Genomic DNA, 21,927 nt, shown 5'->3' on the forward strand with positions numbered 1-21,927 from the left:
ATGACCGGATTGCGCCGATCTTCACCCTTTGGCCGCCCACCCGACCCTCTCTGAATGGGCTCCTGTGCCCACCGATTTTACGTTTGATCGGCCCTCGCCGGTCGCCAAGATCCGCGAATTGTTGGGGTTTTGTTCAATACGGGCGAAGAAGTCGCCAAACACACTGCTTTTGCGCTTTTCAGGGGAAAAAAGGGTTGACGCCCCAGAGCCAGATACGCATAATTCCGGCCGCACAGTGATGAGGCAACGACTCACTGGAAGCAAGGTTGGCTATGTAGCTCAGTTGGTTAGAGCATCGCACTCATAATGCGGGGGTCACAGGTTCGAATCCCGTCATAGCCACCATCTCAAGTTGGGGTATCGCCAAGCGGTAAGGCAGCGGGTTTTGATCTCGCCATCCCTAGGTTCGAATCCTAGTACCCCAGCCATTTTTAAAGATGTTGGACAGTCTCTGTCGGGCATCGCTGTTGGGGTATCGCCAAGCGGTAAGGCAGCGGGTTTTGATCTCGCCATCCCTAGGTTCGAATCCTAGTACCCCAGCCATTTTTTTGTTCTCTTCCACTCAGGTGGTCGATAACAACGGCTATGTAGCTCAGTTGGTTAGAGCATCGCACTCATAATGCGGGGGTCACAGGTTCGAATCCCGTCATAGCCACCATTATTTCTGTTGGGGTATCGCCAAGCGGTAAGGCAGCGGGTTTTGATCTCGCCATCCCTAGGTTCGAATCCTAGTACCCCAGCCATTTTTAAAGATGTTGGACAGTCTCTGTCGAGCATCGCTGTTGGGGTATCGCCAAGCGGTAAGGCAGCGGGTTTTGATCTCGCCATCCCTAGGTTCGAATCCTAGTACCCCAGCCATTTTTCTGTTCTCTTCCACTCAGGTGGTCGATAACAATGGCTATGTAGCTCAGTTGGTTAGAGCATCGCACTCATAATGCGGGGGTCACAGGTTCGAATCCCGTCATAGCCACCATTAATTTTGCGGAAGTGGCGAAATTGGTAGACGCACCAGATTTAGGTTCTGGCGCTTAGGCGTGAGAGTTCGAGTCTCTCCTTCCGCACCATTGATAGCAGTACCAAACAGACCAGCTCAGGCTGGTTTTTTTGTATCCGTTTTTCGCAATTCCTCCCTTTTTCCCTTTATCGCTTCTCCCCTTTCACCCAACGCCTGCAGCCTACCGTCGACGAATCGGCTGGATGCCCGTCCTCGCAATCAACCATGGGGTCATAAAAAAGCGGCCCAGAGGCCGCTCGTGTCGTATTCCATCGTCAGAACGGGAAGAACCAGGGGATGGCGATGACGCTCACCACCATCACCAGCAGGGTGAAAGGCACCCCGATGCGGATGAAATCCACGAACTGGTAGTTGCCAGGCCCCAGCACCAGCGTATTCACCGGTGACGAGACCGGCGTCATGAAGGCCGCCGAGGCCGCGATGGCGATGGTCATGGCAAAGGGATAGGGGGAGACCCCCATCTGCTGGGCCGTGCCGAGCGCAATGGGTGCCATCAGCACCGCGGTCGCCGTGTTGGAGATAAAGAGTCCGATGACGGCGCACAGCACGAACAGGCTGGCCAGCATCACGCGAGGCCCCATCTCCCCCACGGCACTGATGAGGGCGCCGACGATGAGATCCACCCCGCCGGTCTTCTGCAGTGCCAGGGCGAAGGGCAGCATGCCGACGATCAGCAGCAGGGTCGGCCAGTGGATGGACTTGTAGGCGCTCTCCATGTCGATGCAGCGGAACTTGCCCATCAGCAGGCAGGCGATGAGGGCCGCGATGACGTTGGGCACGGGATCCGTCACCATCAGGGCTATCATGACCCCGAGCGCGATCAGGGCGTGGATGGCCTGACTGCGGGCGGGTGCCATCTCATCCACCTCGGCGGGCAGGCCCAGCAGCAGGAAGTCTCGTACCCTGGCCTGCAGCTGGCGAATGAGGCTCCAGTTGCCCACCACCAGCAGGCTGTCCCCCATCTGCAGCGGCTCGTCCACCAGCTTGCCGGTGAGCGCCTCCCCGCCCCGGCGAATGCCCACTACGCTCAGGCCGAAATGGGTGCGAAACGCCGCCTCGCGGATGCTCTTGCCGAGCAGACGGGATTCGGGGATGAGGGAGACCTCGGCCATGCCCACCTCCCGCGCCTGATCGGAGAAGTATTCGCCCCGCAGTATCATGGGTTCGAGCCGCGCCTCGCTGCAGAACTCGCGCACATCCACCTCGGGGTCTGACATGTCGATGAGCAGCACGTCCTTGGCCTGGAACTCGGTGACGCCGGAGACGGTTACCATCACCCGCCGAAACTTGCGCCAGCGCTCCAGCCCGATGACATTGGCGCCGTAGCGGGCCCGCAGTTGCAGCTCGTCCAGGGTCTGACCGATCAGCGGCGAATCCGGGCGGATCGCCAGTCGGCGGGCACGGCCCGCCAGCCGGTAGTCCCGAATGAGATCGCGCATGGTGCTGCGCCCCGCCGGCTTGCCCTTGCCTTCTTCCCCACCCCGCACCAGACGGTTGCGCATCAGCAGCATGTAGAGCACCCCCAGCCCCAGGATCAGCACCCCCATGGGGGTGAAGCCGAAGAAGCCGAAGCCCTGGATGCCGTGGCGCATCAGCTCGCTGTTGACCACCATGTTGGGGGGGGTCGCCACCAGCGTCATCATGCCGCTGATGAGACCGGCAAAGCCGAGCGGCATCATCAGCCGACCGGCCGGGATCCCCATGCGGTTCGCCACGCTCAGCACCACTGGGATGAAGATGGCCACCACCCCTGTGCTGCTCATCACGGCCCCCAGGGTGGCCACCGCCACCATCAGGAGCACCAGTAAACGGGTCTCGCTGCTGCCCGCCACCTTCACCAGGCCATCCCCCACCTGGTAGGCGATGCCGGTGCGCACCAGCCCCTCCCCCACCACGAACAGGGCGGCGATCAGGATGACGTTGGGATCGCTGAACCCCGCCAGCGCCTCCGGCAGGGTCAGGGTGCCGCTCAGCACGAACAGGATGACAACCCCCAAGGCCACCACGTCCATGCGCACCTTGTTGGTAATAAATAGATAGATGGCGCCCACCAGCATGCAGAGGACCCAGATCAGCTCGGAATTCACACTCGCTCCTTATGTTCAGCTCCACCCCGGCCTGCCAGGGTGGCTCCCATCAGACCACAGCCTGTGCGCCCCCATTTTGTGACATATCAATAAAGGGGCAGGGCATCATCGCATATCAGGGCGCCATTGGGGGCTCAAACTTGTGCCCCTCTCTTTGCGCATTCTTTGAGGTGACAAGCCCGGGGCCGGACAAAAGTCCTGCCGGCTCCCCTGCGCCGCCCCTAGAATAGGCCCGGTCCGAGCACCTTCCCAATTTTCAAAGGAAACGAAAATGAGCATATTCGAGTGGTTCAGCATCCATCACACCCTGGTGACCATTCCCCTTGGCGGTGGCTACGCCATGTCCTGGATTGAGGCCATCGGCACCCTGTTCGGGTTGGCCTGCATCTGGCTCGCCAGCCAGGAGAAGACCATCAACTACCTGTTCGGTCTCATCAACGTCAGCCTGTTTGCCATCATCTTCTTCCAGATTCAGCTCTACGGCCTGTTGCTGCTGCAGCTGTTCTTCTTCTGCGCCAACCTCTACGGCTGGTACGCCTGGAGCCGCCCCGCCAACGCGCAGGGGGAGAGCCTGCAGATCCGCTGGCTGAGCAAACCCAAGCTGCTGCTGACCGTGGTGGTAAGCGTCGTCGCCATCGCCCTGCTGACCCGCTACATAGACCCGGTATTCGCCGCCCTGGCCCGCACCGCAGTCTCGCTACTGAACCTGTTTGGCGCCAACCTCGCCATCCCCGAGCCCTCCCCCGACGCCTTCCCGTTCTGGGATGCCTGCATGACGGTGCTCTCCGTGGTGGCCCAGATCCTGATGACCCGCAAATACGTGGAGAACTGGATCCTCTGGGTGGTCATCAACCTCATCAGCATCGGCGTCTACGCCGCCCAGGGGGTCTATGCCATGTCCCTCGAGTACCTGATCCTGCTGTTCGTCGCCGCCAACGGCACCCGCCTCTGGATGCTGGCCGCCAAGCGCTCCCGGCAAGGAGCGGTCGCATGAGCCTGCTGCCTCATCTGCAATGCTCCCCGGATCAGATAGCCGAGCGGGTCATACTGTGCGGCGATCCGGCCAGGGTCGATCGCATCGCTGGCCAGCTCGAGGGCAGCGTATTGCTCGGCCAGAACCGGGAGTTTCGCCTCATCAACGGCCTCCATCAGGGCCTGCCCATCACCGTCTGCAGCACAGGCATCGGCGGGGCCTCCGCCGTCATAGCGCTGGAGGAGCTGGTACAGGCCGGCGCCCGAACCCTGATACGGGTCGGCTCCGCCGGTGCCCTGCAGCCTGAGATGGCGTTGGGGGATCTGATCGTGGTGGAGGGGGCGGTGCGCAGCGAGGGTGCCTCCCTGGCCTATCTGCCCCCCGAGTACCCCGCCTGCGCCGACATCCGCCTGCAGGTCGCCCTGCTCGAGCGGATCGCCGCCAGCGGTCACCCCCACTGGCACGGACTGGTGCGCTCCCACGACAGCTTCTACCGGGATGACGAGCTGGCGGTGTGCCGCTACTGGCATGAACGCGGGGTGCTGGGGGCGGACATGGAGACCGCCTCCCTGCTCACGGTCGGGCGCCTTCGCAGGGTGCGGGTCGCCGCCGTGCTCTGCAACGTGGTGGCGTTCGAGCAGGATGTGCAGCAGGGGGTGAGTGACTACGCCAGCAGCGAAACCGCCATGATGGAGGGAGAGCGGCTGGCCATCGCCGCCGCCCTCCACGCTCTGGTGCAATAGGCCCGGGGCCCACTCAGGGCCCCGGCAAAACGTTAAGCCCGGCACATTCGGGGGCGACCGCGCTGGTATCCGCCCCGCCCTCTTGCTAGCCTCATGGCCCTCGTCAATCCGGGTCGCCTCTCATGCAGCAACAACCCTACCCCCTCGGCCGCTTTCACGTCGAGCTTGCCGCACTCGAGCCGCGCTTTGCCAGCGCCCTTGAGGCGTGCCGCCTGCACCTGCGCCGCTACCTGCCGGGCGAAGCCATCATGCGCCAGGGAGAGCAGTGTGAGCACCTCTATCTGGTGGAGCGGGGCCGGGTCTCCCTCAACAGCGCCGTCCATTCCGGGCGGCTGTTCCAGCTCGGCGAGATTGAGTGCCAGTCACAGATCTTCGGCGAGATGGAGTTCTTCAGTGCCACCCCGGTACAGTGGAGCGTGGTGGCCGAGACGGAGCTGGATGCCAGCGTCATCTGTGGTCACAAGCTCGCTCAGCGGCTGCTGGCCGAGCCCGAGCTGACCCTGTTCTTCGCCGCGGCGCTGGCCAGCGACTATCTGGATACCCTGGACATCACCACCAGCCGCCTGCTGCACCCCATCGCCTACAACATCGCCTATGAGTTGTGGCGCGAGCGCCAGCGCACTCCCATGCTGGGGTCGCGAAAACGGGCCCACGAGGCGGCGCGTTTCGGCACCACGGAGCGGGTCTATCGCCGCGCCCTCAAGGAGCTGATAGAACAAGGCATCGTCGGTGAGGGCAGCGACGGCCCCGTCATCGCCGATCTCGCAAAGCTGCGCGCCTACCTCGATCTCTGATCCCCATTCACCCTTTTCAGGAGCCAATATGTCCGCCCATCCCTACCCCGAGTTCACCTTCTTCAGCCGTTTCGTGGATGACATCCAGGGGGGCCGCAAGACCATCACCATCCGCGACGAGAGCGAGGCCCAGTGGCAGCCTGGCCAGCGCCTCTCCCTCTTCACCAACCCGGAGCACCAGCCCTTCGGCGCCATCGAAGTGCTGACGGTGCGGCCTGTGGCCATCGATGCCCTGAACGACGAGCACGCCCGCCAGGAGAACATGACGCTCGCCGAGCTCAGACAGGTGATCCGGGACATCTACCCCGAGCTGCCGCCGCTCTATGTGATTGAATTCAGGCTGATCTAGCCTCTAATCTGTGAGCGCACTCACGGCGGGTCTCTTGTCATGGACGGCCAGAGGCGCATAATCACTGTTTTTATATACAGTTATTGTGGAGTGCCCCCATGCAAACCTCTCTCGAACCCGCCATCGCCGAGATAGTCGACGGTTTTATCGCCGCCGGCCGCCCCAAAGCCAGTGAGCTGAGCTGGCAAGCGAGACGCCAAGGCTATCTCGCCTCGGCTCCGCTCGGCGGCGAGCGGGAGCAGGTCGGGGCCATAGCGGAGTGGCACGAGCCCCACTATGCCGTACGTCTCTATCGTCCGGCCAAGGCGCAGACTGCCCACCCTGCCCTTATCTACTTTCACGGCGGCTGCTTCGTGAGCGGGGATTTCGAGACTCACGATCGCCAGCTGCGCATGCTGTGCAACCGCGCCAATGCCCTGGTATTCGCGGTGCACACCCGCCTCGCCCCCGAGCATGTCTACCCGGCCGCCCACGACGACGCCCTGGCGGCGACCCTGGCCATCATGGCCCGTCTCACCGAGTGGGGCGGGCACAGCGAGCGCCTGATGCTGGCCGGTGACAGCGCCGGCGGTCATCTGGCCCTGGTCACGGCGCTGCGCCTCAAGGCCATGCAGGCGCCCCAACCTGCGGCGCTTTGCCTCCTCTATCCCATGCTGGACGCAAGCGGTGCGAGCGACAGCTATCGCACCTATGGCGAGGATTACCTCATCACGGCCGACATGCTGCTGAGCGGCTATCGCGCCTATCTGGGAGATCTCCCCATCGCTCACCCCGAGGCCAGCCCGCTCTACCATCCAGAGCTCAAAGGTCTGCCCCCCACCCATATCCTCACCGCCGAATGCGATCCTCTGCGCGATGAGGGAGAGGCCCTGTATCACGCCCTGCTCGCAGCCGGGGTAGAGGCCAGTTGTCAGCGCCAGCTCGGCGTCATCCACGGCTTCTTCCAGCTCGCCCAAATCAGTCCGGCGGCGCGCCAGGCCATCGACCAGGTGGCTGCCTGGCTGCGCAGTCTCTGAGTTGGCCTTGCCCGGCGGTTGTGCTAATAGTGTCTCCTTTGAATCGATAAGGAGTTCAAGGTGCTTGAGATAACCGGTTTGCGAGAAGCCATGATGCACGGGGTCGAGCTGTTTCAGTTGCTGCTGGAGCTCATCTCCATCGCCTGCGTGGTGATTGGCCTTGGCAAGACGCTGTGGCTGGCGGCGCGGGTGCGGGATCACGCCCCCGGCTTTCCCCGCATCCGGCTCTGTTTCGGCAGCTGGCTCATCCTGGCGCTGGAGTTTCAGCTCGCCGCCGATATCCTCGCGACCACGGTGTCGCCAAGCAAGGAGGAGCTGATCCAGCTCGCCATCATCGCGGTGATCCGCACCTTCCTGAACTACTTCCTCGGCAAGGAGCTGGATGCCCAGACCGAGCGCCAGCAGGAAAAACAGGCATAAGCCAAGGCAGCAGCCCTGCGGTTGATTCTATGGACTGCAATATGGAAGCACTGCCAGCCCCATGCCGTTCAATGATAAATAAATGACCATAACCGATTGAAAATAAATGAGTAAATAATCTGGCCCGAGCTGATTATTTATCCCGTTTGATGCAGATCACACCCCCTCTTACTATGTTTGTGACCTATCCATGGTCGGCCGCTCGCGGCCGGCCTCGACACTGGCATAGCAAGTGGACAATGCATGATCACCACAGACGGTAATAACGCGGTCGCCTCAGTGGCCTACCGCACCAGCGAAGTCATCGCCATCTACCCCATCACCCCGAGCTCCAGCATGGCTGAACAGGCGTCGGCCTGGTCGAGCGATCGCGGGAAGAATCTGTGGGGAGACGTGCCGCGCGTGGTGGAGATGCAGTCGGAGGGGGGCGCCATCGCCACCGTCCACGGCGCCCTGCAGACGGGCGCGCTGGCGACTTCCTTTACCTCGTCCCAGGGCCTGCTGCTGATGATCCCCAACCTCTACAAGTTGGCGGGTCAGCTCATCCCCTTCGTGCTGCACGTGGCGGCGCGCACCGTCGCGACCCATGCCTTGTCCATCTTCGGCGATCACTCGGACGTGATGGCGGTGCGCCAGACCGGCTGCGCCATGCTCTGCGCCAGCAACGTGCAGGAGGCGCAGGACTTCGCCCTGATCGCCCAGGTCGCCAGCCTCAACAGCCGGCTGCCCTTCATCCACTTCTTCGACGGCTTTCGCACCTCCCACGAGATAGCCAAGATAGTGCCGCTGGCGGACGACACCCTGCGTGCCCTGCTGCCGGAGGCGGCCATCCGTGCCCACCGCGAGCGCGCCCTGAGCCCGGATAACCCCGTCATTCGCGGCACCGCCGCCAACCCGGACACCTATTTCCAGTGCCGGGAGGCAACCAACCCCTGGTATGACGATGCCTACCGTCACGTGAGCGAGGCGATGCAGGCCTTCGGCACGCAGACCGGCCGCCACTACCAGCCGTTCGAATACCTGGGTCACCCGGAGGCCGAGCGGGTGCTGGTGCTGATGGGTTCCGCCATCGGCACCTGTGAAGAGGTGATAGCGCGGCTGATTGAGCAAGGAGAGAAGGTGGGGCTGGTGAAGGTGCGCCTCTACCGCCCCTTCAGGGCAGAGCATCTACTGACAGTCATCCCTGAGAGCGCCCGCAAGATTGCGGTGCTGGATCGCACCAAGGAGCCGGGCGCCCAGGCCGAGCCGCTCTATCTGGATGTAATGAGCGCCCTGGCCGAGGCGGTCAGCCGGGGCGAGCGCGACAGCCTGCCGCGGGTCATCGGCGGCCGCTACGGCCTCTCCTCCAAGGAGTTCAATCCGGCCTGCGTACAGGCCATCTTCGATGAGCTGACGCTGGACAACCCAAGGCCGCGCTTCACCGTCGGCATCTTCGACGACGTCACCGGCCTCTCCCTGCCACTGCCGACACTCGATTATCCGAGCCCCGGCATTGGCAACCAGCACAAGCTGGAGGCACTGTTCTATGGCCTCGGCAGCGACGGCACAGTGTCGGCGGCCAAGAACAGCATCAAGATCCTCGGCAACCACACAGAGCTCTATCCCCAGGGCTATTTCGTCTACGACTCCAAGAAGGCGGGGGGCCTCACCGTCTCCCACCTGAGGGTGAATGAAGGGCCGGTGCAATCGGCCTACCTGGTGGACGAGGCAGACTTCATCGGCTGCCACCAATGGCAGTTCATCGACATGTACCAGATGGCGGAGCGGCTCAAGCCGAACGGGATCTTTCTGCTCAACAGCCCCTACGACGCCGATCAGATCTGGCAGCGACTGCCGCAAGAGGTGCAACAGGTGCTGCGCGAAAAGCGCGCCCGCCTCTACAGCATCAACGCCGCCAGGATTGCCCGGGAATGCCAGCTCGGCAGCCGTATCAATACCGTGATGCAGATGGCCTTCTTCCAGCTGACCGCCATCATACCGTCGGCAGAGGCCACCGACTTGCTCAAGCAGGCCATCGCATCGAGCTATGGCAACAAGAGCAGCGAACTGGTCGAGCGCAACTGGCAGGCCCTGGCCGCCACCTGCGCAGCACTGATCCCAGTGCCACTGCAAGAACTCGATCCGAGCAGCCACCAGCGCCCCCCCGTGGTGTCGGCCAAGGCCCCCGACTTCGTGCAGACCGTCACCGCCGCCATGCTGGCTGGGCTCGGCGACAGCCTGCCGGTCTCTGCCTTCCCGCCCGATGGCACCTGGCCGGTGGGCACCACCCGCTGGGAGAAGCGCAACATCGCCCAGGAGGTGCCCATCTGGCAGGCGGACCTCTGCACCCAGTGCAACTACTGCGTGGCCGCCTGCCCCCACTCGGCCATCCGCGCCAAGGTGGTGGATAAAGAATCACTGGAGGGTGCCCCCACGACCCTGGACGCGCTGGATGTGAAGGCCCGCGACATGCGCGGTCAGCAATATGTGCTGCAAGTAGCACCGGAAGATTGCACCGGCTGCAACCTCTGCGTCGAGGTGTGCCCGGCCAAGGATCGCACCGATCCGAGTCGCAAGGCGATCAACATGGAGTCCAGGCTCGACCACCTCGAGGCTCAGAAGGTGAACTACGACTTCTTCCTCGATTTGCCTGAGCGCACCGCCGAGCAACTGGAGCGTATCGACATTCGCACCTCCCAGCTCATCTCACCGCTGTTTGAATACTCGGGCGCCTGCTCCGGCTGTGGCGAGACTCCCTACATCAAGCTGTTGACCCAGCTCTATGGGGACAGGCTGCTGATCGCCAACGCCACCGGCTGCTCGTCGATTTATGGCGGCAATTTGCCTACCACCCCCTACACCACCAACGCCGAGGGCCGTGGCCCGGCCTGGGCGAACTCCTTGTTCGAGGACAACGCCGAGTTTGGCTTGGGCTTCAGGCTCACCGTGGATCAGCATCGCGATCGGGTACGCCGCCTGATGACAAGCCTGGAGGATGTCGTTCCGGCCGAGCTGCAACAGGCGTTGCAAGACGCCAGCCTGCCAGTCTCCGAGCAGCGGGCCCATATCCAGCAGCTGCGCAGCCTGCTGCAGGGGCGCATCGAGCCGGGCGCCGCTGAGCTCGCCCGGGACGCGGATCACCTGGTGGACAAGTCGGTCTGGCTCATCGGCGGCGATGGCTGGGCCTATGACATCGGCTTCGGCGGCCTCGACCACGTGCTGAGTCTGGGGGAGAACATCAACGTGCTGGTGCTCGATACCCAGTGCTACTCCAACACCGGCGGTCAGCAGTCCAAGGCGACGCCGCTCGGCGCCATCACCAAGTTTGGCGAGCAGGGCAAGCGCAAGGCCCGCAAGGATCTCGGCGCCAGCGCCATGATGTATGGCCACGTCTATGTGGCGCAGATCTCCCTCGGCGCCCAGATGAACCAGACGGTGAAGGCCATTCAGGAGGCGGAAGCCTATCCGGGTCCGTCCCTCATCATCGCCTACAGTCCCTGCGAGGAGCACGGCTACGATCTGGCCCAGAGTCACGAGCAGATGAAGCAGCTCACCGCCACCGGTTTCTGGCCGCTATACCGCTACGACCCCCGTCGCAGCGAGGAGGGCAAGGCGCCGCTGGCGCTGGACTCAAGGGCGCCGACGGCCTCCTTGGCCGAGACATTGCAGCAGGAGCCTCGCTTCAAGCGCCTCGAGCGCCAGTTGCCGGAGATCGCCACCCAGCTCTATCGGGAGGCGGAGCTGGATGCCAGCCGCCGCTTCGCCTGGCTGAGCCAGCTCGCCGGCAAGGAGGCCCCAGCCCAGGAGTAAGCGGCCTGACGGTCGACCACAGCCAATAAAAAAGAGGGCTCCCCATGGGGAGCCCTCTTTTTATCTGCGATACCGCCATCAGGCAGGCCTGCTGGCCAGCTCGTGGCGTTTCAAGGCCAGCAGGGTGATGAGCAGGGCGGCGCTGGCGATCAGCGCCATGCCGACATAGGTGGCGCCGAAACCGGGGGCCAGCTCGGCAGGGCTCAGGCTCGCCAGGTTGTGACTGCTGCCCGCCGGCAGGGCGGAGTGGAACAGCATGGCGCAGATGGCGACCCCGACCGCCCCACCCAGCTCACGGCCGAAGTTGAACAGGGACATGCCGATGCCGCGATCCTCCCGTGGCAACGCATTCTGCACCACCACTGAGAGGGCCGGCAGTACCAGTCCGAGGCCTAGACCTGCGAGCCCCAACCCCAGGTTGGCCCAGAGATCGAAGTGAATTTGCCACAGCGCCAGCGCCGCCAGGGCGAAGCCCGTCACCACGAAGCGTCGGTAGTGGCCGCTGCGGCCGATCAGCTTGCCGCCGACGAAGGCGCCCGCCGTGATGCAGACCATGAAGATCACCATGTAGAGCCCGCTCTCGCTGGCCCCCATCCCCTTCTGCCACTGCATCTGCAGGGGCAGATAGACCAGCACGGCGAACATCAGCAACTGGGAAGCCAGCGCCAGCAGCAAGCTCACCAGATAGCCGGGCAGCCGCACCAGATGGGCCGGCAGTATGGGGTCGTGGGCGCGCCGCTCCACCAGGATCAGCAGCAACAGGGCCAGCGCCAGCCCGGCGGCCAGCCAGATAGCGGGCAGGCTGGTTTCCGGCGAGAGCAGCAGCAGGGTGAGGGTGGTGACTGTGATGAGCAGCCCTGCCCCCTTCCAGTCGAAGCGGCTGTGGCGCCGCACATTGAGGTGGCCGAGGTTCCGATTCACCAGCCAGAGCGCTAGCGCCCCGAGCGGCAGGTTGATCCAGAAGATCCAGCGCCAGCTCAGCTGCTCGCTGAAGTAACCGCCGAGCAGGGGCCCGGCGATGCTGGAGACCGCATACACAGCCGAGATGTAGCCCTGATACTTGCCCACCTCCCGCGGCGGTATGCTGTCGGCGATCACGGTGAAGGCCAGGGCGATGAGGCCCCCGCCCCCCAACCCTTGCAACACTCTGGCCCCTAGCAGGGTCGGCAGATCCTGGGCCAGGGCGCAGGCCACGGATCCCGCCAGAAACAGGCCTATGCCGATGTTGAGCATCCGCACCCGGCCAAACAGATCGCTCAGCTTGCCGTAGACGGGCAGGGCGGCGGTGGCGGCCAGCAGGTAGGCGGTGACCACCCAGGTGAGGGCGGCGCCGGCGTTCAGCTCGGCCCCTATGATGGGCAAGGGGGTCGTGACTATGCTCTTTTCCAGTGATCCCAGGGCGATCACCAGGGCCACACTCGCGAAGATGGTTTTGGGGGACATGTCGGGGGCTCGCTCATATAAAATGCCGAAAACGGCACAGCAGGGCTCATTATTGTCTCATAAATCATCAGCCGATGGCGAAAACCACTGACTCTGCCGACAGACATGACCCGAGTCGCGGCATCCCGCCGGCAAATCTGATAGGGTGGGTGCTTCGCCCAAGAGGAGTCAGTCCCATGACCGAGCAGTACCGCTTTGCGCAATACGACGCCCTGATCTTCGATATGGATGGCACCCTGGTGGACTCCATGCCATTGCACCTGGATGCCTGGGAGATCACCAGCGCCGAGTTTGGCCTGCCGTTCGATCGGGCTGAACTCAATGAATATGGCGGCATCCCCACCCGCAAGATTGTGGCCATTTTGGCCGAGCAGCATGGGCTGAACATCGACGTCGAGGCCTTCGCCCGCCGCAAGATTGCCCTCTATCTGGAGCAGATCGACAAGGCCCGGGTCTTCCCCCAGATGTGGGAGCTGGTCAAGGCGTATCACGGCAAGGTGCCAATGGGCATAGGCACAGGCTCGCCGCGCAATCAGGCGGAGCAGATCCTCAAGAGCACGGGTCTGGACGCCTACATCTCTGTGGTGGTGAGTGCCGACGACGTCGACAACCACAAGCCCCATCCCGACACCTTCCTGAGAGTCGCCGAGCTGCTGGGGGCCAATCCCGCCAACTGCCTGGTGTTTGAAGACACCCGGATCGGCATCCAGGCCGGCAAGGCCGCCGGCATGGCGACCCTGCTGGCCACCGAGGGTGAGCTGCAACCCGCCTGACCTCGGTTCTTAGCCATAAAAAACGCCCCTTTCGGGGCGTTTTTTTCAATATGGACTGCGACTACATGGCGTTGGTGGATTCGAAAATCTTGTCCGCCGAGGCCTCGACGAAGCCCGGGTAGAGCACGCCGTCGGCCTGCGGGTAGCGCAGGGCGAATTCGTAGAAGCAGCTCGGGATGGTACGCACACCGTCGGTGAAGGCCACGTCCGCCTTGTCCGCCATGGTGGAGGACTGCTCCAACATCACCTGGGGATCCCCCTTCACCTCGCCGCCCACACCGTTCAGCACGAAGCCCGCCGCTTTCAGGGCCGCATTCACCTGCTGGATGGTGTCGAAGTCCGCCAGACGGTTGATGTTGACCGTGAAGTGGTTGGCACGATAGCCCCAGGCCGCCATCCAGGCCGCGTACTCGCTCTCCGCCAGCAGGGTCTGGTAATCGGTCCAGGAGACCTGCCAGGGAGCGCCGGCATAGAGGAAGGCCTGGGTATCGGTCAGGTGATCCGGCACCTGGGCCACCAGCTTGTGGATGATGGCCTGAGCGGTCTCGGAAAGCTCTTCCACCTTCAGCTCGCTGATGAACACCTTGGGGGCGTCCTGATCCGCGTGTTCGAAGTGCTTGGCGTAGAGCTTCTTGGCCTTGAACACATACTCACCCTTTTCTTCATACCCCAGGGCGCGGAAGTGGGCCGCCAGCTTCTCCAGCCCGAGTTTGGGCAGGTTGTAGGTCCGAAACGCCACGTGATCGTTGATGATGGGGGCGCCGCCTCCCAGCAGTTGGTGAACCTTGTGGGCACTGGGGGTGACTTGAATGTAGTTGTCCCACAGATGGCCAAACAGGGTCTCGATATCCTTTTGCATCTCTCTTTCCTTTGATTGCGGGTACAGACAAGGGCACCCTGGGATGCCCCTTTGATTGTTAGAAGGTCAGGCCCGGGGAGAGCTGATCTGGCATGGCGGCCTTGCTGTCCTCTACCGAGGCGACCGGGTACGCACAGTAGTCTGCGGCGTAGTAGGCGCTCGCCCTGTGGTTGCCGGAGGCACCTATGCCGCCGAACGGCGCGGCACTGGAGGCGCCTGTGATGGGCTTGTTCCAGTTGACGATACCGGCGCGGATGCGCTTGAAGAAGTGCTGCCAGTCCGCCTCGCTGTCGCCGAGCAGGCCGGCCGACAGGCCGAAGCTGGTGGCGTTGCCTTGATCGATGGCGGCGTCGAAGTCGTCATAGCGAATGAGCTGCAGCAGGGGGCCGAAGTACTCTTCATCGGGCAGTGCGCTCACGGCGGTCACATCTATGATGCCCGGGGAGACGAAGCCGGTACCCGCTTCCAGATGCTTGAGGGCGAGCAGGCTCTCGCCGCCGAGGCGCTGCAGGTTCGCCTGCGCCTCTACCATGCCGAGCGCCGCACGTTCGCTGATCATGGCCCCCATGAAGGGTTGCTCGGCAGCGTCGTAATGGCCGACCTTGATCTGAGCGACTACCTCCACCAGGCGCTTGACCAGGGCATCGCCCTTGACGCCACGCTCCACGAACAGGCGGCGCGAGCAGGTGCAGCGCTGACCCGAGGTGATAAAGGCGGATTGCACTATCGCGTGCACGGCGCCGTCGATGTCGCTCACGTCCTTGACAATCAGCGGGTTGTTACCGCCCATCTCCAGCGCCAGGATCTTGCCAGGCTGACCGGCGAACTGCTGATGCAGGAAGTGACCGGTGCGGGACGATCCGGTGAAGAAGAGGCCGTCGATGTCCGGATTGCCGGCCAGCGCCTTGCCGGTCTCCACTTCGCCCTGCACCAGGTTCAGCACCCCCTTGGGCAAGCCCGCATCGATCCAGATCTTGAGCATGGCTTCGGCCACCATGGGAGTCAGCTCGGAGGGCTTGAACACCACGGTATTGCCGGCGATCAGCGCCGGCACTATGTGACCGTTGGGCAGATGGCCCGGGAAGTTGTAGGGGCCGAACACGGCGACCACGCCGTGGGGCTTGTGACGCACGAACGCCTTGGCGCCCGGCATGGGGTTCTCGACGGTGCCGGTACGCTCGTCATGGGCGCGGATGGAGATGGCAATCTTGCCCTGCATGGCGGCGACCTCGGTGCGGGTCTCCCACAGCGGCTTGCCGGTCTCCCGGGCTATGGTCAGGGCCAGGGCTTCCTTGTGCTCACCCAGCAGGTCGGCGTAGCGACGCACTATGGCCAGACGCTCATCCAGGTTCAAATCGGACCAATGGTAGAAGGCGCTGCGGGCGGCCTTGACGGCGGCCTCCACCTGGGCGGCACTCGCCGCCTCCCCACGCCAGATCACGGCATTCTTGGCCGGGTCTTTTGACTCGAACGCCTTGCCTTCACCGGCAAGCCACTGACCATCGATAAGCTGAACTAAAGACATAACGGATTCACTCCCTGTGGTTCGCAGGCAGCCTCGGCTGCCTGCTGCATATGCTGTGGTATCAGACCGCTTATTCCAGGTCGACGATGCGCACCATGTCGCCATTCTCCACCTTGAGGGCGGCCGCCATCTTGGGCGGTATGATGGCTTCGTGCTTGTCCAGATCGACCCGGATGTTGCCGTAACAGGCGCGATACTGCTCGAAACGGGTGTTGCAGATGAGATAGGTGCGGCCACCGATGGGCTCACCCACCAATACTGCCAGCTTCTGGCTGCGGCGCACGCTGCGGATGTGCTTCACGTCGCACTCGACCGTGGGGCCCGCATCGAAGATGTCCACGTAACCGCGATTCACGAAACCCTCGTCCTGCAGCATCTTGATGGCGGGGCGGGTCTTCTCGTGGGTCTGACCGATGACGGCGCGCGCCTCGTTGCTCAGCAGGTTGACGTAGATGGGGTACTTGGGCATCAGCTCGGCGATGAAGCGCTTCTTGCCGATGCCGGTGAGATAGTCGACGGTGGGAAAGTCCATCGAGAAGAAATGCTTCTGCAGCCACTCGTAGAAGGGGCTGTGACCGTTGGCATCGGAGACGCCGCGCATCTCGGCGAAGACGGTCTCGTCAAACAATTCCGGATGCTCGGCCATGAACAAGAAGCGGTGCTTGGAGAGCAGCCGGCCGTTGAGCCCCTCGCGGGCGCATTCGCGCAGAAACAGGGTGCACAGCTCGGAGTTGCCCGTGTAGTCGTTGGAGAGGGTGAGGGTCTCCACCACGTTGTAGATGCCGAGCTTGGGGGAAGAGTGCACCACCTTGCCGATGTGATAGTTGTAGAACGGCTGGGACAGGCCGACGGCCGCATCGATGGCGCAGGTGCCGACCATCTCGCCGGTCTCCAGATCCTCGGCCACGAAGAAGTAGAGGCAGTCTCCCTTGCCGGCAGGCTTGTCCAGGAAGGTCTGGGTCGAGGCATCGATCTTGCGTTGCAGCAGCTCGTCGTTCACCGGCAATGACGTCATGCCGGTGCCGGATTCGATGGCACAGGTTTTGAGGCCGGCGAAGTCGCGCTGCTCGATAGGACGGATAACCAACATAAATGACAACTCCCTTTCATTGACGACAGGTGGGGTCCCGGCTCCTGCCGGGAGGACTCCCCACCTCAACTAGGCTCAGGCAATCTGGATCAGGCGTTGACCACCTGAGCGACCGCTTTCTCGAACCGAGCCAGACCTTCTTTGATATCCGCTTCCGGGATCACCAGGGAGGGGGCGAAACGCACCACGTTGGTGCCCGCCACCAGGGCCATCAGACCCTGGTCGATGGAGGCCAGCAGGAAGTCACGGGAGCGGCCCTTGAAGTCGTCGTTCAGCACGGCGCCCAGCAGCAGGCCCTGACCACGCACCTCGCTGAAGCAGTGGTACTTGGCATTGATGGCCTCGAGACCGTCGCGGAACAGCCGCTCGCGCCGCTTGATGCCGCTCAGCACTTCCGGGGTGTTGATCACGTCCAGCACGGCTTCCGCCACGGCGCACGCCAGCGGGTTGCCGCCGTAGGTAGAGCCGTGAGTGCCCACTTTCAGGTGAGCCGCGATCTCGCTGGTGGTCAGCATGGCACCGATGGGGAAACCGCCGCCGAGCGCCTTGGCGCTGGTGAGGATGTCCGGGGTAACGCCCAGACCCATGTAGGCGTACAGATCGCCGGTGCGGCCGACGCCGGATTGCACTTCGTCATAGATAAGCAAGGCGTTGTGCTTGTCGCACAGCTCGCGCACACCCTTGGCAAACTCGTCGGTGGGACGAATGATGCCACCCTCCCCTTGCAGCGGCTCCATCACCACGGCACAGGTGTTGTCGGAGATGGCGGCAGCCAGCTCTTCCAGGTTGTTGTAGGTGACATGGGTGATATCGGCGGGTTTCGGGCCGAAACCATCGGAGTAAGCAGCCTGACCGCCGACGCTGACGGTGAAGAAGGTGCGACCGTGGAAGCCCTGATGGAAGGCGATGATCTGGGTCTTGTGGGCACCGAACTTGTCGATGGCGTAGCGGCGAGCCAGCTTCAGGGCGGCCTCGTTCGCTTCGGCGCCCGAGTTGCAGAAGTAGACCTTCTCGGCGAAGGTGGCGGCGACCAGCTTCTTGGCCAGGCGCAGGGCCGGCTCGTTGGTCATCACGTTGGAGAGGTGCCACAGCTTCTCACCCTGGGTTTTCAGGGCCTCGACCAGCTTGGGATGGCAATGACCGAGGCCATTGACCGCGATCCCACCTGCGAAGTCTACATACTCGCGGCCTTCCTGATCCCAGACACGTGAACCCTCGCCGCGCACCGGAATGATCTTGGCGGGGGCATAGTTCGGAACCATCACTTCATCAAACACTTCACGTGTCACTGCCAACAACTCTGACATCTTGCTCTCCTTCTAACTGGCAGCAGAATAATCCACCACCCAAAAGTTAAATCCGTGTAAACGTGGCGGAATTATCACAGAAAAAAAGTAAAAAGTCTGCAACATCCCGGCCTATGAGGAACAATATTCGATTGCCCGTGAGATTTTAGGCAACCGCATTGCATAACGGCTCAGGGGGTGTTGGCAAGAGATAATTTGGGCAGGGAGGGAGGTGAATAAAGTGTCAGGAAAAAATTTTTTTGCCCCATCGCGATTCTGGGACTAGCGTCACGATTTTTTCAGGAAGAGGCCAAAAAATTGGCCAATAACTGGTGGCCCTGCTCGCTGAGGATGCTCTCCGGGTGGAACTGTACTCCCTCCAGCGCCAGTGTTTTATGTCGCAGTCCCATGATCTCGTCGACGCTGCCATCGGCGTGCTCACTCCAGGCGGTCACCTCGAAACAGTCGGGCAGGGTCTCGCGCTCCACCACCAGCGAATGGTAGCGGGTGACCCGCAGCGGATCATTCAATCCTTTAAAGACCCCCTGCCCCTTGTGACGGATGAGGGAGGTCTTGCCGTGCATCACCCGACGGGCGCGTACCACATGGGCGCCGAAGGCCTGAGCGAGGGACTGGTGGCCGAGGCAGACACCCAGGATGGGGATCTGGCCGGCGAAGCGGCTGATGGCGGCCAGGGAGATGCCCGCCTCGTTTGGCGTGCAGGGGCCGGGGGAGATCACCAGATGGCGGGGGGCGAGCCGGGCAATCTCCTCCAGGCTCAGCTCATCGTTGCGCTTCACCAGCACCTCCTGCCCCAGGGTGCCGAAGTATTGCACCAGGTTCCAGGTGAAGGAGTCGTAGTTATCGATCAACAACAGCATGGGATTATCGGCGGCAGGCGATCAGCGGTCCAGCAGGCGGCCCTGCTCCAGTTCGCGCTCGCGCTGGCACTCCGCCAGATAGATGGCGGCTGCGATGGCGGGAGTCTTGTAATGCTTGTCGATGGCGTTGGAGACCATCAGTTGCAGGGTGTTCAGGTTCTTGGCCTTGCGAAACTTGCGCAGCCAGTGGCCCTTGTCACTCAGCTCTTCAATCACGGAATTTGATTCGACGGACATGCTTTCTCTTGGGGCAAAAACCCGCGTTGGCAATGGGAAGGTGAAGGCTCGAATACCGGGTCGGTAAAACAAAGAAAGCCAGGCAAATACCCAGCTCTCTTCAACTACACCTTCCCAGTATGTCAGGCTCGAGGAACGAAGCCGACTACATCATATACATTGATCAGCGTTTTTTCAGCCCTTTCCCGCGCTTTTTGTGCCCCGGCGGCCAGAATTTTCATCAGATGGGTCTCATCCTGACGCAACTCGCGGAAGCGCGCCTGGATGGGCTCCAGCAGGGCGACCACGGCCTCGGCGGTCTCGGTCTTGAGGTGACCGTACATCTTGCCCTCGAAGTGCTGCTCGAGCTCGGGGATGGAGCGACCGGTCACCCCGGACATCAGGGTCAGCAGGTTGGAGACCCCGGGCTTGTTTTCCGGATCGAAACGCACCACGGCCGGCTCGTCGGAGTCGGTCATCGCCCGCTTGATCTTCTTGACGATCTGCTTGGGATCTTCCAGCAGGCCGATGAAGTTGGCCTCGTTGTCGTCGGACTTGGACATCTTCTTGGTCGGATCCTGCAGGCTCATCACCCGGGCACCGTCGGTGGGGATGAAGGGCTCGGGCAGGGTGAATACCTCGCCATACAGGTTGTTGAAACGGGTGCAGATGTCGCGGGTCAGCTCCAGATGCTGCTTCTGGTCGTTGCCGACCGGCACCTGATTGGCCTGATAGAGCAGGATGTCGGCCGCCATCAGCACCGGGTAGCCGAACAGACCGACGTTGACGTTGTTCTCGAAGCGGGCGGACTTGTCCTTGAACTGGGTCATGCGCGACAGCTCGCCCATCTGGGTGTAGCAGTTCAGGATCCAGCCGAGCTCCGCGTGCTGCGGCACATGGGACTGGATGAAGACGGTGCTCTTGGCGGGATCGATCCCCACCGCCAGATAGAGGGCCGCGGCATCCAGGCAGGCCTTGCGCAGGGCAGCCGGATCCTGGCGGGTGGTGATGGCATGCAGATCGACGATGCAGTAGAGGCAGTCGAAGTCATCCTGCATGTTGACCCACTGACGCAGGGCCCCCATGTAGTTGCCTATGGTCAGCTGGCCGGAGGGTTGGGCCCCGCTCAGTACGATTGGTTTGGTCATGAAATGTGGATCCTTGTTATTAGGCCAGCAGGGCATCGAGCTCGGCAAACTGCTCGCAGACCCAATCCGGATGGGAATCCGCGATGGGGCGGCCATAGTTGTAGCCGTAAGTGAGCCCCGCCACCTTCATGCCGGCGGCCTGGGCGGCCAGCACGTCGTTCTCGGAATCCCCCACCATCAGGGTGCGGGACGGGGCTATGCCCAGCTCGTGGCAGGCGTGCAGCAGGGGCGCCGGGCTCGGTTTCTTCTCGGGGACGCAGTTGCCCCCCAGCCAGAGCGCGAAACAGTCACCGATGCCGAGAGCATCCAGGATGGGCTGCACGAAGTGACTCGGCTTGTTGGTCACCACAGCCTGCTGATAGCCGAGTCGCTGCAGGCGGCGCAGGCTCTGCTCCACCCCTTCATACATGGCCAGCCCTTCCAGCAGACAGGCGCGATAGTGGGCATCGAACAGGGGGCGCGCCTTGGCGAAGAGATCCGGCGCCCCGCGGTAATCCAGTGCACGCTGGATCAGCTTGTCGGCACCGTTGCCGACCCAGGTCCGCACCACGGCCTCATCGGCCTTGGGCAGATCCAGATCGACGAGGGTACGGTTGACCGCCAGGGCCAGCTGGGAGGCGCTGTCGATCAGGGTGCCGTCCAGATCGAACAGCACCAGGTCAAAGGGACGTTCAACGGACATGAGCCAGCTCCGCACGCATCTGGTCGATGACCGCCTTGTAGTCCGGTTTGCCGAAGATGGCGGAACCGGCCACGAACATGTCGGCACCGGCCGCGGCGATCTCGCGGATGTTCTCCACCTTGACGCCGCCGTCGATCTCGAGGCGAATGTCGCGGCCACTCTCGTCGATCAGGCGACGCACCTGACGCAGCTTGGCCAAAGTGCCAGGGATGAAGCTCTGGCCCCCGAAGCCTGGGTTGACCGACATCAGCAGGATCACGTCCAGCTTGTCCATCACGTATTCCAGGCAGGAGAGCGGCGTGGCCGGGTTCAGCACCAGACCGGCCTGGCAACCCTGCTCCTTGATGAGCCCCAGGGTGCGGTCCACGTGATCGGACGCTTCCGGGTGGAAGGTGATCAGATTGGCACCCGCCTTGGCGAAATCGGGCACGATGCGGTCCACCGGCTTGACCATGAGGTGCACGTCGATGAGCGCCTCGATGCCGTAGTCACGCAGCGCCTGGCAGACCATGGGGCCTATGGTCAGGTTCGGGACATAGTGGTTGTCCATCACGTCGAAATGCACCACGTCGGCCCCGGCGGCCAGCACCTTGGCAACATCCTCACCCAGACGGGCGAAGTCGGCGGAGAGGATAGAGGGAGCAATCAGAAAATCTTTCATCAGCGTCATCCATTGGCAGCTAGGCAGAAAAAACGGCGTAATTTTACCGCAAATGTCCGATGAAAACGACCCGCAAGCACGGTAGAAGCGGGTGACTCGCTTTATCGCGTCGATCCGATGAAAACCGTCAACAGGAGGAGAGAAATGCAGGCAAGTGTCGCCCGCCGCTCGCCCAAA

General features: G+C 62.7%; 19 protein-coding genes and 8 tRNA genes. 16 read left to right on the plus strand and 11 right to left on the minus strand.

What is annotated here, in order from left to right; genetic code table 11:
- The first annotated feature begins 268 nt into the window (after positions 1–268).
- The 8 genes from ACT5M9_RS05925 to ACT5M9_RS05960 all read left to right on the plus strand — a co-directional run bounded on the left by ACT5M9_RS05925 (position 269) and on the right by ACT5M9_RS05960 (position 1,064).
- Positions 269–345, plus strand: a tRNA-Met gene (locus ACT5M9_RS05925).
- 8 nt (positions 346–353) lie between these two features.
- Positions 354–428, plus strand: a tRNA-Gln gene (locus ACT5M9_RS05930).
- Between the two features lie 40 nt (positions 429–468).
- Positions 469–543 (plus strand) — tRNA-Gln (locus ACT5M9_RS05935).
- Between the two features lie 38 nt (positions 544–581).
- Positions 582–658: transfer RNA gene (locus ACT5M9_RS05940), tRNA-Met, on the plus strand.
- Positions 659–668: 10 nt separating this feature from the next.
- Positions 669–743, plus strand: a tRNA-Gln gene (locus ACT5M9_RS05945).
- A 40-nt stretch (positions 744–783) separates the two neighbouring features.
- Positions 784–858, plus strand: a tRNA-Gln gene (locus tag ACT5M9_RS05950).
- Between the two features lie 38 nt (positions 859–896).
- Positions 897–973: transfer RNA gene (locus tag ACT5M9_RS05955), tRNA-Met, on the plus strand.
- An 8-nt stretch (positions 974–981) separates the two neighbouring features.
- Positions 982–1,064, plus strand: a tRNA-Leu gene (locus ACT5M9_RS05960).
- Positions 1,065–1,269: 205 nt separating this feature from the next.
- Here the strand turns inward: ACT5M9_RS05960 and ACT5M9_RS05965 are convergent.
- Positions 1,270–3,102, minus strand: coding sequence for an SLC13 family permease (locus tag ACT5M9_RS05965; protein ID WP_457981022.1), 1,833 nt, complete (start codon positions 3,100–3,102; stop codon positions 1,270–1,272).
- A gap of 271 nt (positions 3,103–3,373) precedes the next feature.
- On the opposite strand from ACT5M9_RS05965, the gene pnuC reads away from it, so the two are divergent.
- The 7 genes from pnuC to nifJ all read left to right on the plus strand — a co-directional run bounded on the left by pnuC (position 3,374) and on the right by nifJ (position 11,186).
- Complete coding sequence (pnuC, locus tag ACT5M9_RS05970) at positions 3,374–4,096, plus strand: nicotinamide riboside transporter PnuC (protein ID WP_457981020.1); 723 nt, start codon at positions 3,374–3,376, stop codon at positions 4,094–4,096.
- A complete protein-coding gene (locus ACT5M9_RS05975) occupies positions 4,093–4,818 on the plus strand; it encodes a nucleoside phosphorylase (protein ID WP_457981018.1) in 726 nt (241 codons plus the stop codon). Before pnuC ends, ACT5M9_RS05975 begins: the two co-directional genes overlap by 4 nt.
- A 122-nt stretch (positions 4,819–4,940) precedes the next feature.
- Positions 4,941–5,612 (plus strand): Crp/Fnr family transcriptional regulator, encoded by a 672-nt coding sequence (locus ACT5M9_RS05980; RefSeq protein ID WP_457981016.1) that lies wholly within the window; start codon positions 4,941–4,943, stop codon positions 5,610–5,612.
- 28 nt (positions 5,613–5,640) lie between these two features.
- The gene (gene yqfB, locus ACT5M9_RS05985; RefSeq protein ID WP_457981015.1) at positions 5,641–5,961 is read left to right on the plus strand and encodes a N(4)-acetylcytidine aminohydrolase; all 321 of its coding nucleotides are present in this window, start codon (positions 5,641–5,643) and stop codon (positions 5,959–5,961) included.
- A 98-nt stretch (positions 5,962–6,059) separates the two neighbouring features.
- Complete coding sequence (locus tag ACT5M9_RS05990) at positions 6,060–6,977, plus strand: alpha/beta hydrolase (protein ID WP_457981013.1); 918 nt, start codon at positions 6,060–6,062, stop codon at positions 6,975–6,977.
- Positions 6,978–7,037: 60 nt separating this feature from the next.
- Positions 7,038–7,397, plus strand: a complete 360-nt coding sequence (locus tag ACT5M9_RS05995) for a DUF1622 domain-containing protein (protein ID WP_438552043.1) — start codon at positions 7,038–7,040, stop codon at positions 7,395–7,397.
- A 243-nt stretch (positions 7,398–7,640) separates the two neighbouring features.
- Positions 7,641–11,186 (plus strand): pyruvate:ferredoxin (flavodoxin) oxidoreductase, encoded by a 3,546-nt coding sequence (gene nifJ, locus ACT5M9_RS06000; RefSeq protein WP_457981011.1) that lies wholly within the window; start codon positions 7,641–7,643, stop codon positions 11,184–11,186.
- A gap of 78 nt (positions 11,187–11,264) precedes the next feature.
- On the opposite strand, the gene ACT5M9_RS06005 is transcribed toward nifJ, so the two are convergent.
- Positions 11,265–12,629 carry an MDR family MFS transporter gene (locus ACT5M9_RS06005; protein ID WP_457981009.1) on the minus strand — a complete coding sequence of 455 codons (1,365 nt, stop codon included), beginning with the start codon at positions 12,627–12,629 and terminating at the stop codon, positions 11,265–11,267.
- Between the two features lie 176 nt (positions 12,630–12,805).
- On the opposite strand from ACT5M9_RS06005, the gene ACT5M9_RS06010 reads away from it, so the two are divergent.
- Positions 12,806–13,402: an HAD family hydrolase gene (locus ACT5M9_RS06010; protein ID WP_438552040.1), complete on the plus strand. Its 597-nt coding sequence runs from the start codon at positions 12,806–12,808 to the stop codon at positions 13,400–13,402.
- Between the two features lie 61 nt (positions 13,403–13,463).
- On the opposite strand, the gene ACT5M9_RS06015 is transcribed toward ACT5M9_RS06010, so the two are convergent.
- The 9 genes from ACT5M9_RS06015 to rpe form a co-directional block, all read right to left on the minus strand.
- On the minus strand, positions 13,464–14,261 hold the full coding sequence (locus ACT5M9_RS06015; protein ID WP_438552039.1) for a DUF1338 domain-containing protein: 798 nt from the start codon (positions 14,259–14,261) through the stop codon (positions 13,464–13,466).
- A 58-nt stretch (positions 14,262–14,319) separates the two neighbouring features.
- A complete protein-coding gene (gene astD / locus ACT5M9_RS06020) occupies positions 14,320–15,786 on the minus strand; it encodes a succinylglutamate-semialdehyde dehydrogenase (protein WP_457981007.1) in 1,467 nt (488 codons plus the stop codon).
- Between the two features lie 70 nt (positions 15,787–15,856).
- Positions 15,857–16,876 (minus strand): arginine N-succinyltransferase, encoded by a 1,020-nt coding sequence (gene astA, locus ACT5M9_RS06025; RefSeq protein WP_438552037.1) that lies wholly within the window; start codon positions 16,874–16,876, stop codon positions 15,857–15,859.
- 89 nt (positions 16,877–16,965) lie between these two features.
- Positions 16,966–18,183, minus strand: coding sequence for an aspartate aminotransferase family protein (locus ACT5M9_RS06030; protein ID WP_457981005.1), 1,218 nt, complete (start codon positions 18,181–18,183; stop codon positions 16,966–16,968).
- 278 nt (positions 18,184–18,461) lie between these two features.
- Complete coding sequence (locus ACT5M9_RS06035; protein WP_457981003.1) at positions 18,462–19,043, minus strand: aminodeoxychorismate synthase component II; 582 nt, start codon at positions 19,041–19,043, stop codon at positions 18,462–18,464.
- A 21-nt stretch (positions 19,044–19,064) separates the two neighbouring features.
- A complete protein-coding gene (locus ACT5M9_RS06040) occupies positions 19,065–19,280 on the minus strand; it encodes a hypothetical protein (RefSeq protein WP_438552034.1) in 216 nt (71 codons plus the stop codon).
- 122 nt (positions 19,281–19,402) lie between these two features.
- A complete protein-coding gene (gene trpS / locus ACT5M9_RS06045; protein WP_438552033.1) occupies positions 19,403–20,407 on the minus strand; it encodes a tryptophan--tRNA ligase in 1,005 nt (334 codons plus the stop codon).
- A gap of 19 nt (positions 20,408–20,426) precedes the next feature.
- Positions 20,427–21,089, minus strand: a complete 663-nt coding sequence (locus ACT5M9_RS06050; protein WP_457981001.1) for a phosphoglycolate phosphatase — start codon at positions 21,087–21,089, stop codon at positions 20,427–20,429.
- The gene (rpe, locus tag ACT5M9_RS06055; RefSeq protein WP_438552031.1) at positions 21,079–21,750 is read right to left on the minus strand and encodes a ribulose-phosphate 3-epimerase; all 672 of its coding nucleotides are present in this window, start codon (positions 21,748–21,750) and stop codon (positions 21,079–21,081) included. Before rpe ends, ACT5M9_RS06050 begins: the two co-directional genes overlap by 11 nt.
- Positions 21,751–21,927: the final 177 nt, after the last annotated feature.

This window comes from Aeromonas sp. AE23HZ002T15 (genome assembly GCF_054165525.2).